The sequence below is a fragment of the Ectothiorhodospira sp. BSL-9 genome (assembly GCF_001632845.1).
Taxonomy (GTDB): domain Bacteria; phylum Pseudomonadota; class Gammaproteobacteria; order Ectothiorhodospirales; family Ectothiorhodospiraceae; genus Ectothiorhodospira.
This window is the reverse complement of sequence record NZ_CP011994.1, coordinates 3,473,981-3,487,767: the sequence shown is the minus strand read 5'-3', so window position 1 is coordinate 3,487,767 and position 13,787 is coordinate 3,473,981. Positions and strand designations below refer to the sequence as shown.

The 13,787-nt window shown below is 65.1% G+C and carries 15 protein-coding genes; 12 read left to right on the top strand and 3 right to left on the bottom strand.

Going from position 1 to position 13,787, the window contains the following annotated elements:
• Nucleotides 1-46: 46 nt before the first annotated feature.
• From hscA to der, 11 genes are all read left to right on the top strand, one after another.
• On the top strand, nucleotides 47-1,918 hold the full coding sequence (gene hscA, locus ECTOBSL9_RS15955; RefSeq protein ID WP_063465885.1) for a Fe-S protein assembly chaperone HscA: 1,872 nt from the start codon (nucleotides 47-49) through the stop codon (nucleotides 1,916-1,918).
• 22 nt (nucleotides 1,919-1,940) lie between these two features.
• The gene (gene fdx / locus ECTOBSL9_RS15950) at nucleotides 1,941-2,279 is read left to right on the top strand and encodes an ISC system 2Fe-2S type ferredoxin (RefSeq protein ID WP_063465884.1); all 339 of its coding nucleotides are present in this window, start codon (nucleotides 1,941-1,943) and stop codon (nucleotides 2,277-2,279) included.
• A 21-nt stretch (nucleotides 2,280-2,300) separates the two neighbouring features.
• Nucleotides 2,301-2,495 carry a Fe-S cluster assembly protein IscX gene (gene iscX, locus ECTOBSL9_RS15945; protein WP_063466254.1) on the top strand — a complete coding sequence of 65 codons (195 nt, stop codon included), beginning with the start codon at nucleotides 2,301-2,303 and terminating at the stop codon, nucleotides 2,493-2,495.
• A 127-nt stretch (nucleotides 2,496-2,622) separates the two neighbouring features.
• Complete coding sequence (ndk, locus tag ECTOBSL9_RS15940; protein ID WP_063465883.1) at nucleotides 2,623-3,054, top strand: nucleoside-diphosphate kinase; 432 nt, start codon at nucleotides 2,623-2,625, stop codon at nucleotides 3,052-3,054.
• 113 nt (nucleotides 3,055-3,167) lie between these two features.
• Nucleotides 3,168-4,286, top strand: coding sequence for a 23S rRNA (adenine(2503)-C(2))-methyltransferase RlmN (gene rlmN / locus ECTOBSL9_RS15935; RefSeq protein ID WP_063465882.1), 1,119 nt, complete (start codon nucleotides 3,168-3,170; stop codon nucleotides 4,284-4,286).
• Entirely contained in the window at nucleotides 4,283-5,050 is a 768-nt protein-coding gene (gene pilW, locus ECTOBSL9_RS15930) for a type IV pilus biogenesis/stability protein PilW (RefSeq protein WP_063465881.1), read from the top strand. The genes rlmN and pilW overlap by 4 nt, the downstream gene beginning before the upstream one ends.
• A 19-nt stretch (nucleotides 5,051-5,069) precedes the next feature.
• A complete protein-coding gene (locus ECTOBSL9_RS15925) occupies nucleotides 5,070-6,035 on the top strand; it encodes a helix-turn-helix domain-containing protein (RefSeq protein ID WP_168161584.1) in 966 nt (321 codons plus the stop codon).
• 66 nt (nucleotides 6,036-6,101) lie between these two features.
• Nucleotides 6,102-7,412, top strand: a complete 1,311-nt coding sequence (gene hisS, locus ECTOBSL9_RS15920; protein WP_063465879.1) for a histidine--tRNA ligase — start codon at nucleotides 6,102-6,104, stop codon at nucleotides 7,410-7,412.
• Nucleotides 7,412-8,047, top strand: a complete 636-nt coding sequence (locus ECTOBSL9_RS15915; protein ID WP_063465878.1) for a tetratricopeptide repeat protein — start codon at nucleotides 7,412-7,414, stop codon at nucleotides 8,045-8,047. The genes hisS and ECTOBSL9_RS15915 overlap by 1 nt, the downstream gene beginning before the upstream one ends.
• 17 nt (nucleotides 8,048-8,064) lie before the next feature.
• Nucleotides 8,065-9,222: an outer membrane protein assembly factor BamB gene (bamB, locus tag ECTOBSL9_RS15910; RefSeq protein ID WP_371258989.1), complete on the top strand. Its 1,158-nt coding sequence runs from the start codon at nucleotides 8,065-8,067 to the stop codon at nucleotides 9,220-9,222.
• Nucleotide 9,223: 1 nt separating this feature from the next.
• On the top strand, nucleotides 9,224-10,624 hold the full coding sequence (der, locus tag ECTOBSL9_RS15905) for a ribosome biogenesis GTPase Der (RefSeq protein WP_063465877.1): 1,401 nt from the start codon (nucleotides 9,224-9,226) through the stop codon (nucleotides 10,622-10,624).
• Nucleotides 10,625-10,630: 6 nt separating this feature from the next.
• On the opposite strand, the gene ECTOBSL9_RS17180 is transcribed toward der, so the two are convergent.
• Both ECTOBSL9_RS17180 and ECTOBSL9_RS15900 read right to left on the bottom strand, forming a co-directional pair.
• Nucleotides 10,631-10,786, bottom strand: a complete 156-nt coding sequence (locus ECTOBSL9_RS17180) for a hypothetical protein (RefSeq protein WP_168161583.1) — start codon at nucleotides 10,784-10,786, stop codon at nucleotides 10,631-10,633.
• A 19-nt stretch (nucleotides 10,787-10,805) separates the two neighbouring features.
• Nucleotides 10,806-11,864 carry a folate-binding protein YgfZ gene (locus ECTOBSL9_RS15900; protein WP_063465876.1) on the bottom strand — a complete coding sequence of 353 codons (1,059 nt, stop codon included), beginning with the start codon at nucleotides 11,862-11,864 and terminating at the stop codon, nucleotides 10,806-10,808.
• Between the two features lie 215 nt (nucleotides 11,865-12,079).
• Here ECTOBSL9_RS15900 and ECTOBSL9_RS15895 point away from each other — a divergent pair, with 215 nt between their 5' ends.
• Nucleotides 12,080-12,520 carry a GNAT family N-acetyltransferase gene (locus ECTOBSL9_RS15895; RefSeq protein ID WP_063465875.1) on the top strand — a complete coding sequence of 147 codons (441 nt, stop codon included), beginning with the start codon at nucleotides 12,080-12,082 and terminating at the stop codon, nucleotides 12,518-12,520.
• Between the two features lie 86 nt (nucleotides 12,521-12,606).
• Here the strand turns inward: ECTOBSL9_RS15895 and ECTOBSL9_RS15890 are convergent, their stop codons facing one another.
• The gene (locus ECTOBSL9_RS15890) at nucleotides 12,607-13,665 is read right to left on the bottom strand and encodes a YhcB family protein (protein ID WP_082830007.1); all 1,059 of its coding nucleotides are present in this window, start codon (nucleotides 13,663-13,665) and stop codon (nucleotides 12,607-12,609) included.
• Nucleotides 13,666-13,787 lie beyond the last annotated feature (122 nt).

Genomic DNA, 13,787 nt, shown 5'->3' with positions numbered 1-13,787 from the left:
CGTTGGTCCCGGGCCGCGACGCATTCCAATCACGGGTTCTATCGCCATGGCGCTATTGCAGATTTCCGAACCGGGCATGTCTCCCGACCCCCACCAGCATCGACTGGCGGTGGGCATCGACCTGGGAACCACAAACTCCCTGGTGGCCACCGTGCGCAACGGTGTGGCCGAGACACTGCCCGACGAAAAGGGTCGCCACCTCATGCCCTCGGTGGTGCATTACCCCGACCAGGGGCCGCCCCAGGTGGGGCAGGAGGCCCGTGGCTACTCGGCCCTGGACCCGCTGAACACCCTCTCCTCCGTCAAGCGCCTGATGGGGCGTGGCGTGGGCGACCTCAAGACCGTGGCCGGGCACATTCCTTACGATTTCGTGCCCGGCGATGGCGGCGTGCCGCGCATCCGCACCCGCCAGGGTGATGTCACCCCTGTGGAAGTCTCCGGCGAGATCCTCAAGGCACTGCGCGCCCGGGCCGAGGCCTCTCTGGGTGGCGACCTGGAAGGGGCGGTGATCACCGTGCCTGCCTATTTCGACGATGCCCAGCGTCAGGCCACCAAGGATGCCGCCCGCCTGGCCGGCCTGAACGTTTACCGCCTGCTCAACGAGCCCACCGCCGCCGCCATCGCCTATGGGCTCGACAAGGGCCAGGAGGGCGTGATCGCTGTGTTCGATCTGGGCGGCGGCACCTTCGATGTGTCCATCCTGCGTCTCAACAAGGGGGTGTTCGAGGTGCTGGCCACCGGTGGCGACAGTGCCCTGGGGGGCGATGATTTCGATAGGGCCATCGCCGGCTGGATGATGCAGGAGGCCGGCATCGAGGGCGATACCGGCCACCACCGCATGCGTCAGCTCATGATGGATGCCTGCGCGGTCAAGGAGGCCCTCTCCGAGCGCGACGAGGCCAGGCTCAAGGTGGCGGTGTCGGATTCCGACTACTGGTCCGGCTGCATCACCTGCGAACAGATGAACTGCCTCATCGACCCCCTCATCAACAAGACCCTGGCTGCCTGTCGCCGCGCCATGCGCGATGCCAAGGTCAAGCCCGAAGAGATTCTGGATGTGGTGATGGTGGGCGGCTCCACCCGGGTGCCCCGGGTGCGCGAGCGGGTAGGGGAGTTCTTCGGTCGTGCCCCGCGGCTGGACATCGACCCCGACAAGGTGGTGGCCGTGGGCGCCGCCCTGCAGGCGGATATCCTGGCCGGCAACAAGCCGGGTGATGACATGCTGCTGCTGGACGTGATCCCCCTGTCCCTGGGCATCGAAACCATGGGCGGTCTGGTGGAACACATCATCCCCCGCAACACCACCATCCCCGTGAGCCGTGCCCAGGAATTCACCACCTTCAAGGACGGCCAGAACGCCATGGCCCTGCACGTGGTGCAGGGCGAGCGGGACCTGGTGGACCACAACCGCTCCCTGGCCCGGTTCACCCTCTCCGGTATCCCCGCTATGGTGGCCGGGGCCGCTCGTGTGCGGGTGACCTACCAGGTGGACGCCGACGGCCTGCTCAGCGTTGATGCCCGGGAAATGGTCAGCGGCGTGCGGTCCAGCATTGAGGTCAAGCCCTCCTACGGGCTCACCGACAACGAAATCGAGACCATGCTCACCGACTCCCGCAGCCATGCCCAGGAAGATATGCTGGCTCGGCGCCTGCGCGAACAGCAGGTGGAGGCCGATCGTGTCCTGGAAGCCCTGGACTCCGCCCTGGGGGCCGATAGCGAACTGCTCAGCCAGGAAGAGCTCAAGGACATCCGCGAAGCACGCGAACAACTGGTGACCGCCCGCGAGGGCGACGACCACGAGGCGATCGCCAGGGCCATCAAGGGCCTGGAGAAGGCCAGTGAGGACTTCGTGGCCAAGCGCATGAATCAAAGCGTGCGCAAGGCCATGTCCGGCCACCGCGTCGAAGAATTCGAATAAACCACCCGGAGCCGAGCACCACATGCCCAACATCATCTTCCTACCCCACGAAGAGATCTGCCCCGAAGGGGCATCCGTCGAGGCCGAGGCCGGCGCCAGCATCTGCGACGTGGCCCTGGCCAATGGCATCGAGATCGAACACGCCTGCGAAAAGTCCTGTGCCTGCACCACCTGCCACGTTTACGTGCGCGAGGGCATGGACTCCCTGGAAGACCCCACCGAGGACGAGGAAGACCTGCTGGACAAGGCCTGGGGCCTGGAACCCGACTCCCGCCTGTCCTGCCAGGCCCGGGTGGCCGACAAGGACCTGGTGGTGGAAATCCCCAAATACACCCTCAATCAGGTGTCCGAACACCACTAAGGGAGGAACGCCGCCATGTCGCTGAAATGGACCGACACCCTGGACCTCGCCATCGCCCTGCAGGATGCCCACCCGGACGTGGACCCCAGGCACGTCAACTTCGTGGACCTGCGCAACTGGATCATGGCCCTGCCCGAGTTCGATGACGACCCCGCCCGTTGCGGTGAGCGCATCCTGGAAGCCGTGCAACTGGCCTGGATGGAAGAAGAGGATTAGCCCCCGTGATCCGCATTGTCTGAACCCCTCGCCACAGGGTAATATCCCCCCTCCATATCTCTCCCGGCGAGGGCCCCCGTGGCCCCCGCCGTCTCCGTGTTTCCTATATCATCGCTGGAGTTGCCGAATGGCCGTTGAACAAACCCTTTCCATCATCAAGCCCGATGCCGTTGCCAAGAACGTGATTGGCGAGATCTACAGCCGCTTCGAAAAGGCCGGCCTGACCGTCGTCGCCGCCCGCATGATGCAGCTCAGCCGTGAACAGGCCGAAGGCTTCTATGCCGTGCACAAGGATCGCCCCTTCTTCAACGACCTGGTCAGCTTCATGATCAGCGGTCCGGTCATGGTGCAGGCACTGGAAGGTGAAGACGCCATCGCCAAGAACCGCGAACTGATGGGTGCCACCAACCCGAAGGAAGCCGCACCCGGCACCATCCGCGCCGATTTTGCCGTGAGCATCGACGAAAACGCCGTGCACGGCTCCGACGGCGCCGACACCGCCAAGCAGGAAATCGCCTACTTCTTCAAGCCTGAAGAAGTCTGCAAGCGCATCCGCTAAACACCGCGGAATCCGAGCAGTCAAGGCCACGGGTGCCCTGGGCGCCCGCAGGCCCCAGGGGGCGGGCCCCGTCCCCTGACCACAACCCCGGCCCAGTGCCGGTGGATCGAGCCATGACCGACAAGGCCAAAATGAATCTGTTGGGCATGACCCGGCAGGAACTGACCGACTTCTTCGCCCAGCGGGGTGAGAAGCCGTTTCGCGCCGTTCAAGTGCTCAAGTGGATCCACCAGCGCGACTGCACCGATTTTGCCGCCATGACCGACCTCTCCAAGGCCGTGCGTGGCTGGCTGGCCGACGAGGCCGAGATTCGCACCCCCGAAATCGTCCTGGAACAGTGTGCCGCCGATGGCACCTACAAATGGCTGCTGCGCCTGGATGACGGTAACTGCATCGAGACCGTGTTCATCCCCGAGGACGGCCGTGGCACCCTCTGCGTGTCCTCCCAGGTGGGCTGCGCCCTGGACTGCAGCTTCTGCTCCACCGCCCGGCAGGGCTTCAACCGCAACCTCACTTCCGCCGAGATCATCGGCCAGCTGCAGGTGGCTCGCGGCCGGCTGCAGCCGGAAGAGGGGCAGAGCCGCGTGGTCAGCAATGTGGTGCTCATGGGAATGGGCGAGCCCCTGCTCAATTTCGAGCCCGTCGTGGCTGCCGTCTCCCTCATGCTGGAAGACAACGCCTACGGCCTGAGTCGACGCCGGGTGACCGTGAGCACCTCGGGCATCATCCCCGCCATGGACCGTCTGCACGAGACCCTGCACGTGGCCCTGGCGCTGAGCCTGCATGCCCCCAACGACGCCCTGCGCAACGAACTGGTGCCCATCAACCGCAAGTATCCCCTGGGACCCCTCATGGATGCCTGCCGCCGCTATGTGGGCAAGGGCGGTCACCACAGTCGGATCACCATGGAATACGTCATGATCGATGGCGTGAACGACACGCCCGGACATGCCCGTGAGCTGGTGCGTCTGCTGCGGGACGTGCCCTGCAAGATCAACCTGATCCCCTTCAATCCCTTTCCCGACGCTGGCTACCGCCGCTCCAGCGAGGCAGCGCTGAGCCGCTTCCGGGATATCCTCATTCAGGCCGGCTACACCACCATCACCCGTCGCCCCCGCGGGGACGACATCGATGCGGCCTGTGGCCAGTTGGTGGGGCGGGTGGAAGATCGCACCCGGCGCACCCTGCGCTACGCCAGGATGCCGAATGCCTCGGGAGTGACACCCCCATGATCGCCTCGCGCACCATCCTGGCCATTGCCCTGCTGGTGACCCTGGTACTGTCCGGGTGCGCCACGGCGCCGGAAGTGCGTGACCAGCAGCGCCGTGCCGCTGGCGTGAACGTGGAACTGGGCCTGCACTACATGCGTCAGAACCAGCTCCAGCAAGCCAAATCCAACCTGGATCGGGCCCTGCAGCAGGACCCGGGTTCCGCCCAGGTTCACGCCGCCTACGCCTTGCTGCAGGAGCGCCTGCGCGAACCCGAACTGGCCGACCGGCATTTCCGCCGGGCCCTGGAACTGGAGCCCGACAACGCCGTGGCGCGCAACAACTACGGCACCTTTCTGTGCCGTCAGGACCGCCTCGAAGAGGCTGAGGAGGCCTTCACCAAGGCGGCTGACGACCCTCTGTATTCCACGCCGGAAGTGGCCTGGACCAATGCAGGCATCTGCGCCCTGAAATACCCGGATGAGGAGCTGGCCGAGCAGTATTTTCGGCGTGCCCTGCAACAGAACCCCAACCATGCCGGCGCCCTGTACGAGATGATGCGCCTGGCTGACGAGAATGATCGTCATCTGCAGGCACGTGCCTACGTGCAGCGACTCATGGAAGTGGTGGATCCCACGCCGGAGATCCTCTGGGTCTGTTATCGTGCCGAACTGGCGCTGGGCAATCGCGATGCCTCGGGACGCTGCGCCCTGCGCCTGAAGAACGATTTCCCGGATGCTGAAGAAACCCAAAGAGTGCTGGAACGCGAAGCCCGTGGCAGACGATAAGATGCAGGACAACTCCAACGTGTCACAGCCACACGAACAGGTCACCCCTGGTGAACTGCTGCGGCGTGCCCGCGAGGCGGCCGGGATGACCCGGGACGACCTGGGCGGCCGCCTGCAACTCCACCCCAGAACCATGGCCGCACTGGAGGAGGATCATTTCGATGCCCTCCCCGAGCCGCCCTTCGTGCGTGGCTATCTGCGTGGTCTGGCCAAGGTGCTGGAGATCGATCCGGCACCCCTGGTGGAAGCCTACGAGAGCAGCGTTCGTGGCGGCGTTGAAGCGTCTGCCGAGAAGTCCCGGGGCGCGACCCGTTCGACTGCCCAGGGGGTGCCAGAACGTCACGCTCAGGCCGGCCCGAAGACCGCGCCGGCATCAGCTCGACAGGTGGCCGTGGGGCCGATCTGGATCGTCCTGGCGGGTCTGGTGCTGGTGGGCGTGCTCGCCGCAGTGGTCTGGTATGTGAATACCCTGGAGGAAGGCGAAGCGGCGGATGCGACGGCCTCCGCGCCATCGGGCGTGCAGGAGGCGCCGGGTGATGAGCCGGAGGCCATCGCCTCGGCGCCATCATTACGGGAATCGCCGCCGCAGCCCGCCAATGCCCGATCCGAATCCCCGGAGCAGCGTGCCTCCGCACAAGCCCCGGAGGCGCCTGTTCCCGCTGAGCCCGAACCCGCACCGGCGCCTCCGGAGCCAGTGTCCGAGGCGCAGGAGCGCGCAGCGCCGGACCTGCCAGCCGGACAGGGGCGGCTGGAATTGCGCTTCGAGGAAGACTCCTGGGTGGAGATCTCCGGTGCCGATGGCGGGCGCCTGCTGGTGGGCCTCATGCGCCAGGGCAGTGAACGCCGCATCGAGGGTGCCACGCCCATCCGGGTCTTCCTGGGCAACGCGCCGGGTGTCCGCCTGGAATACAATCACGAGCCCGTGGACCTTGAAGGCCGGGTACGTGGTGACAACACCGCCCGCTTCACCGTAGGTGACTCCTGAAGACCCGGAACCCCTGATTCCCCATCCACCCCCAGTTTCTTGATCCATCCAGTTTTCGGACAGTGAATGAGTAGGCAGATCAAATCCATCCGCGGGATGCACGACATCCTGCCGGAACAAACAGGCGCCTGGCAGTGGTTCGAGGCTCAGGTGCGTGAAACCTTGAGCGGCTACGGCTACCAGGAAATCCGTATGCCCATCGTCGAGCAGACGGACCTCTTCGCCCGGTCCATCGGCGAGGTGACGGACATCGTCGAGAAGGAGATGTACACTTTCGAGGACCGCAATGGCGACAGCCTGACCCTGCGCCCCGAGGGCACTGCCGGCTGCGTGCGCGCGGGCGTGGAAAACGGCCTGCTGCACAACCAGCAGCAACGCCTGTGGTATGCCGGCCCCATGTTCCGTCATGAGCGGCCTCAGAAGGGCCGCTACCGCCAGTTCCACCAGATCGGTGTGGAAGCCTTTGGCATGGAAGGGCCGGACATTGATGCCGAATTGATCCTCCTGACCGCCCGCCTGTGGCGGCGCCTCGGGCTTCGCAATGTGCGCCTGGAGATCAACACCCTGGGTTCCAGCGAGGCACGCGCCGCCTATCGCCACCAGTTGGTGGATTACTTCAAGGCCCATGGCCAGGTGCTCGACGACGATGCGCGCCAGCGCCTTGAGACCAATCCGCTGCGCATCCTGGACAGCAAGAACCCCGACATGCGGGAGATGATCCAGGGGGCGCCGAGCCTGCTGGACCATCTGGATGATCAGTCGCGGGAACATTTCGACCAGTTGCAGGCCCTGCTGCGCGCCGCCGGGGTGGACTTCACCATCAACCCACGACTGGTGAGAGGGCTGGATTATTACTGCCGCACCGTGTTCGAGTGGATCACCGATGCCCTGGGTGCCCAGGGCACCGTCTGCGCCGGCGGCCGATACGATGGCCTGGTGGAACAACTGGGCGGGCGCCATACCCCGGCAGCGGGTTTTGCCATGGGTATCGAGCGGTTGCTCAGTCTGCTGGAAGCCGATGACGGCCTGCCGCTGGCCCCCGTCCCTCACGCCTACCTGATGCTGGCCGGGGCAGGCACGGGCTCGGCCGGGGTTGAACTGTCCGAGCAATTGCGTGACCAAGTCCCCGGGCTGCGTCTGCAGGTGAACTGCGGCGGCGGGGGCTTCAAGGCCCAGATGCGCCGCGCAGACCGCAGCGGTGCCCGATTGGCCCTGATCCTGGGCGAGACCGAACTGGCCGAGGGCCAGGTCACTGTCAAGCCGCTCCGGGAAGGGCAGACCGAACAGCACACCGTGGCCATGGGCGAACTGGCACACCATCTGGCCCGGATCCTGGATCTGACCACGGCTGAACATAGAACGATGGAGAATGACTGATGGCACTACCCACCGATGAGGACCGCATTGAGGCCATCAAGAAATGGTGGAGCGAGAACGGCACGGCGGTCATCCTGGGCCTGATGCTGGGCATCGGCAGCCTCGTGGGATGGCGGATGTGGACCGGCCATGTGGAAAACCAGTCCATCCAGGCCTCGGAGATCTATCTGTCCATGCAGGGCCTGGCGCGGATGAATTCCGAGGCGGCCGTGGAGCAGGGCCAGACCCTGATGGATGACTTCCGGCGCACGCCCTATGCCACCCTGGCGGCCCTGGATCTGGCCCGCATGGCGGCCGAGGCGGATGATCTGGAGCGGGCCGAAGAGCACCTGCGCTGGGTGATTGATCGCACCCGGTACGAGGACCAGAAGCATCTGGCCCACGCACGACTGGCACGGGTGCTCATCGCCGGCGGCCGCTATCAGGACGCCCTGGATACCCTGAAAGGGGATATCCCGGAAGGCTTTCTGGCGATCATGGAGGAACTGCGTGGCGATGCCTATCGGGGGCTGGGTGAGACCAGCGAGGCGAGGGCGGCCTATGATCGGGCCATCCTCGCCTCTGCGGGCGTGGCCGATTACCTGCGCATGAAGCGGGATGATTTGAGTGAAGCCGATGCAACAGGTGCCCAGTGAGCATTGAGATGGTCCGGATGAAAGCCTGGAAACAAACCCTGGTCGTGCTGCTGGCTGCCTCGCTGCTTGCCGGTTGTGGTCTATGGACCCGCGACACGGCGGAGCCGCCAGCCCCCCTGCCGGACTTCGAGCCAGAAGTGGAGCCACAAGGCCTCTGGTCCAGTAATACCGGGGCCGGATCGGATGGACAGTATCTGCAATTGTCCCCCTTTGTGGGGTCGGAATCCGTGGTGGCTGTTGATGCCCGTGGACGCGTGAGCGCCCATGCCCTGGAAGGCGGCGATCGCCTCTGGCGGGTGGACCTGAATGAGTCCATTACCGCCGGCGTGAGCGGTGGCGGTGAGCGGATCATGGTGGGCACGGGCAAGGGGCACGCCATTGCCCTGAGCCTTGAGACCGGCGAGGAGTTGTGGCGGCGCACCCTCACCAGCGAGGTCAAGGGCATTTCCCGGGTGGAGCAGGGCGCCCTGGTCTTTCGTACCAACGATGGGCGCTTGCATGCCCTGGACGCGCGCACCGGCGAGACCGGCTGGACGGCGGGGCGTACCACGCCCGCGCTGAGCCTGCGGGGCGCCGGGGCGCCGCTGATGCTTTCCGGTCGCGTGGCGGCCGGCTTTGATAATGGCCGGGTGGTGATGTTCGGCCTGGGCCGGGGCAATGTCCTCTGGGAGGCCACCGTATCCACCCCCAGTGGCCGCTCCGAGCTTGAGCGCATGGCTGACGTGGATGGTGAACTGGCCGTGGCCGATGGCGTGCTTTATGCCGCCGGTTACCAGGGCCAGGTCATGGCGCTGTCACTGTCCGATGGGCGTGTCCTTTGGCAACGGGACCTGTCCTCCTATCGGGGCGTGTCGGTGGCCGGTCAAATGCTCTTCGTGACCGATAGTGAAGGTCATGTGTGGGCCCTGGATCGCCGCAATGGCGCCACCTTGTGGCAGCAGGACCAGCTTCGCCTGCGCAATGTCACCCTGCCCGTGATCCTGGACCAATATGTGGTGGTGGGGGATTACGAGGGGTATCTGCACTGGATCTCTCCCGAGGATGGCGCCCTGGTGGGGCGTGCCCGGGGGGATCGCCAAGGCATCATGGGCGTGCCCCAGGTGCGCGATGGGGTGATGTATACCCTGGGCCGGGGAGGGCGCCTGAGCGCCTTCACCCTGCCATCGGAGGAATGAAATGAAACCCGTCATCGCCCTGGTGGGGCGTCCCAATGTGGGTAAATCCACCCTCTTCAATCAACTCACCCGTTCCCGGGATGCCCTGGTGGCCGATATGCCGGGGCTGACCCGGGATCGCCAGTATGGTGTGGGCCGCGTGGGTGAATTCGGCTACATGGTGGTGGATACCGGGGGGCTGAGCGGCGAGGCCGAGACCCTGGACACCCTCATGGCCCGGCAAACCCTGCAGGCCATCCAGGAGGCCGACGTGGTGCTGTTCCTGGTGGACGGCCGGGAAGGCCTGAGCGCGGCCGATCAGACCATTGCCGAGGAGTTGCGTGGCTTCAACAAGCAGTTGCTGCTGGTGCTGAACAAGACCGATGGCATCGATGCCAACAGTGCCGCCACCGACTTCTTCTCTCTGGGCCTTGGCACACCGGTGCCCATTGCAGCCGCCCACGGCCGGGGTGTCAGCCGCCTGATGGATCGGGTGAAGGAACTGCTGCCGGAAGCGGAGGCCCGGGACGAAGACGAGGAGCGCTGGCCGGGTATCCGCATCGCCTTTGTCGGTCGTCCCAATGCCGGCAAGTCCACCCTGATCAATCGCATCCTGGGAGAGGAACGGGTACTGGCCACGGATGTGCCAGGCACCACGCGGGATAGCGTTTACGTACCCTTCGAGCGTGACGAGCAGATGTATACGCTGATCGACACCGCCGGTGTGCGGCGTCGCTCCCGGGTGCACGAGACGGTGGAGAAGTTTTCCGTCGTCAAGACCTTGCAGGCCGTGGAGGCTGCGCATGTGGTGATCTTCCTGCTGGATGCCCGTCAGGGTATTGCCGAGCAGGATGCCCATCTGTTGGGGATGGTGATGGAGGCCGGTCGTTCCCTGGTGCTGGCCATCAATAAATGGGATGGTCTCACACCGGATGACCGCGACCAGGTGCGAATGGAACTGTCGCTCAAGCTGCCGTTTCTGGATTTTGCCGAGAGGCGTTTCATTTCGGCCCTGCACGGGAGCGGCGTGGGGGATCTGTTCGGGGCGGTGCAACGTGCCCACGAATCTGCCAGTGCAGACGTGAGCACCTCGTTGCTGACCCGGCTGCTGGAAAGGGCGATCTCCGAACATCAACCGCCGCTGGTGCGGGGGCGTCGCATCAAGCTGCGCTACGCCCACCAGGGCGGGCGCAATCCGCCGGTTATCGTCATTCACGGCAATCAGACGGATCAGCTTCCGGGTAGCTACAAACGCTACCTGACCAACTATTTCCGCCAGCACCTGCAATTGGTGGGCACGCCCATCCGCATGGAATTCCGGACGGGGGAAAACCCGTACAAGGACAAGCGCAACACCCTTACGCCCCGCCAGCAGCACAAGCGCAAGCGCATGATGCGTCACGTGAAGAAGAAGGGGCGTTAAAGCCCCTCAGACGAATCGTAGATAGCCCGCCACGAACAACACCGCCAGAAAAGCCGCCGTGCCGTAGAGCGCGTTGGAGACCTTGCGGTTGTTGGGGCGGCTGTAGAAGGCCGCCCACAGCAGCAGCAGGATGACGACGAACAGAAAGAACAGGAATCTCACGGTCTTCTCCGATCCGGTCTCATGTGGCCGCAGCCAGATCGAACGAATAGGGCAGTGGCTGGACCTGGGCGACGGGGCCGTCGGTGGAGCTCAGGCGGGGTTCACCCGCCTCGGCACTGGCCACCTGTAACACCGCCAGGGCCTCAACGCCGCCATCGGGGTGGGGGTAGGCCTCGACGATACGTCCCACCGGTTGCGTGGCGTCCACGGAGGCGTCGTACAGTGTGGCTCCCGGCGGCGGGGCCTCGTTGACGGGCAGGTGCAGTCGGTACATGCGGCGCTTGAGTTTGCCCAGGTGCTGGGTGCGGGCCACCACCTCCTGGCCCGGGAAACAGCCCTTGTTGAAGCTGACACCTCCCAGAAGCTGCAGGTTTGCCATTTGAGGCAGGAATGCCTCAACGGTCTGCGGGTACACATGCGGCACCCCGGACATGACGTCCAGCAGCCCCCAGCGGTCGGACCCCACGGGTGCCGAGCGCACGTTCAGGTTCTGCCACAGTCGCATCATGGCATCCAGCTCGCCATAGACCTCGAAGCGCGGATGCAGGCCTGGCACCCGCACCACCGTGAGCCCCCGTTCGTGAATGACCTGATCCACCGCCTCAGGTGGGGCCTTGCCCAGCGCTGCCTGGAGTTGGTCCACCGCATGCGGGCCGGACACTCCGACACGCACCAGGGCGTCGCCTGCATCCTCCAGCGTGACCTTGGCGCGCAGGATGAACATGGACAGACGCTTGAGCGTGGATTCCACCTGTTCCCGGGGCAGGCGCAGGTAATAGGTTTCACCGCGCTTGAACAGACGGAAGTTGGCCAGCATCCGACCCTTGGGGCTGCAATAGGCACCCAGGCGGCTGGTATGCTCATCCACATCCGGCACATTGGTGCTGAACTGACCCTGCAGGAACTGAACGGTTTCTTCACCATAGGCCCCGATCAGCCCGTGATGAGACAGGTCACAGATCACGTCGCCGGTGATCGCCACGCTCATTTCCCGCTCAGGGTTGCCAAAGTCCGAGACGCGCTGGTCGTCCATCTCGGCACCCGCCTGCAACAGGAAGTCCTTCCACTCGGGTTTCATCGGAGTCTATGCCTCGTTGACAGGATTCAATTTAAAGTCGCCATCTTACTAAGGAGCCCCAGGGTAAAGCCACCACCAGGCCTTATATCTTCGTCACCCGCCGGTGGGTCGGCCTGTGGGTGGCAGTGGTGCCGGGTTCCCCGATACACTGTTACGACCAAGTCACACAGGTCATCGTTCAGAATCGCGAGGACTTATCTCGCGGGAGATCATCCATGATTCGTGAAGCAACCGCAGACGACCTTGCCCCCATCAGGCAAATCCGCCTGGAAGCCGCTGCCCAGGCCCACTGGTTTCTGCCACGGGAGTTCTGGGAGCAGCGGGTGGGACAGATGCCCGAGGTGCCACCGGAGGGGGCGGAGATCTGGGTGCTGGAGCAAAGTGGCGAGTTGCGTGGGTTTTGCTGGTTGCAGGATTCAAGGCTGGAGGTGATGGTGGCCACCTGCTGCCAGGGCGTAGGCCTGGGGAGCCGTCTGCTGGACTTCGTGAAGGATCGTCGGCCGGCCCTGGAGGCCGTCGTGTTCGCCGACAACGATCGCGCCGTGGCCTTCCTGCGCCATCACGGCTTTGAAGTGCTCGAACGCCATGAGCATGTCGATACCGGCAAGGATGAACTGACCATGCAATGGCGCTCCCGCCAGCCGGCCTCAGCGTAAACGATACGATCCCCGAACGAGACGAGGCCCCGACAATGCGGGGCCTCGTGTACAAGGGCCGCAATGGCCCGGTCAGACCTTTCTGATTACTTTCTGCGGCCTCTGCCGCCCTTCACGCGGATGCGATCGGGCTGGCCCGGCTCCTTCAGGACGCCGGTGGCGCCAGGGATGGTGCCCGGCTTGCCAGCTGGTCTGAAGGTCATGGTGCTGCGCGGCGCGGGACGGCTGGCCTGGGCAGCGGCCGGCTTGGGTGCAGCAGCCGGCTTGGGTGCAGCAGCCGGCTTGGGTGCCGGCTTGGCAGCGGCGGGACGGGCCGGTTGCGGCTTGGCCGCCGGTTTTTGAGCCTCGGGCTTGAAGGCCGTGGCGCCGCGCGGATCAGGCTTGCCAGCCGCACCAGGCTTCTGGGACATCCGGGCAGCAGCGGCGGCCGGTTGTCTGGCGGCCGCGGCGGCGGGCTTGGCTGCTGCAGCGGGCTTGGCGGGGGCCGGCTGTCTTGCAGCAGCGGCAGCCGGTTTAGCAGCTGCGGGTTTCGCAGGCGCAGGCTTGGCGGCGGTTTGTTGCTCCGGCTTGAACGCCGTGGCGCCACGCGGATCCGGTGCCTTGGCTGTGGCGGCCGGCTTCTGCGGCGGCTTGGCTTGAGCGGCGGCTTGGGGCTGAGGCTGCGGCTTGGCCGGCTGCGCAGCAGCGGCTGGCTTGGCTTCGGGCTTTGCTTCCGGCTTGGCTTCTGGCTTGGCCTCGGGCTGCGTGGCGCGAGCGGTGCCAGGGATGGCGCGGCGCTGTTCCTCGCGGGACAGCTCCAGCAGGGCCGAAGCGCGACGCGGCAGGAACTGTTGTGAGGGGCCCTCGCCCAGGCGGTCGTAGCTATCCACCAGGTGCTCGTAGAGGTCGCGGTAGGAACGGGCCATTCCCGTGAACAGGGTGGCGGTCTTCTCAAAGTGCCTGTTCACCTGTGATCGGTAGCTTTCCAGTTTGCGGCGCTGATTTTCCACCTCGGATTGCAGCTCCAGCACACGGCCGGCATCCCCCTGCTGACGCCCGAACCAGAAGCCCAGTAGACCAGCGCCGACAAACCCGGCCACGGTGAGGACGTTTCCACCGAGTGTAATGAAGTCGCGTAAATTCGCGGCTATCTCTGATGATGACATAGATATCTCCTGCAAATAGGCCGCCGATGGCCCCGCGCCCAGACGGGGATCCGCAGCGGCGGTTAGCCCGCGGCGTCCTTGGACGACCGCACGTTGATTGCTCCACTGAGTCGCAGTTTTTA

Coding starts and splice junctions, on each gene's coding strand:
- hscA (WP_063465885.1), top strand. CDS start 47: ATGGCGCTATTGCAGATTTCCGAACCGGGCATGTCTCCCGACCCCCAC.
- fdx (WP_063465884.1), top strand. CDS start 1,941: ATGCCCAACATCATCTTCCTACCCCACGAAGAGATCTGCCCCGAAGGG.
- ndk (WP_063465883.1), top strand. CDS start 2,623: ATGGCCGTTGAACAAACCCTTTCCATCATCAAGCCCGATGCCGTTGCC.
- rlmN (WP_063465882.1), top strand. CDS start 3,168: ATGACCGACAAGGCCAAAATGAATCTGTTGGGCATGACCCGGCAGGAA.
- pilW (WP_063465881.1), top strand. CDS start 4,283: ATGATCGCCTCGCGCACCATCCTGGCCATTGCCCTGCTGGTGACCCTG.
- hisS (WP_063465879.1), top strand. CDS start 6,102: ATGAGTAGGCAGATCAAATCCATCCGCGGGATGCACGACATCCTGCCG.
- ECTOBSL9_RS15915 (WP_063465878.1), top strand. CDS start 7,412: ATGGCACTACCCACCGATGAGGACCGCATTGAGGCCATCAAGAAATGG.
- bamB (WP_371258989.1), top strand. CDS start 8,065: ATGAAAGCCTGGAAACAAACCCTGGTCGTGCTGCTGGCTGCCTCGCTG.
- der (WP_063465877.1), top strand. CDS start 9,224: ATGAAACCCGTCATCGCCCTGGTGGGGCGTCCCAATGTGGGTAAATCC.
- ECTOBSL9_RS15900 (WP_063465876.1), bottom strand. CDS start 11,864: ATGAAACCCGAGTGGAAGGACTTCCTGTTGCAGGCGGGTGCCGAGATG.
- ECTOBSL9_RS15895 (WP_063465875.1), top strand. CDS start 12,080: ATGATTCGTGAAGCAACCGCAGACGACCTTGCCCCCATCAGGCAAATC.
- ECTOBSL9_RS15890 (WP_082830007.1), bottom strand. CDS start 13,665: ATGTCATCATCAGAGATAGCCGCGAATTTACGCGACTTCATTACACTC.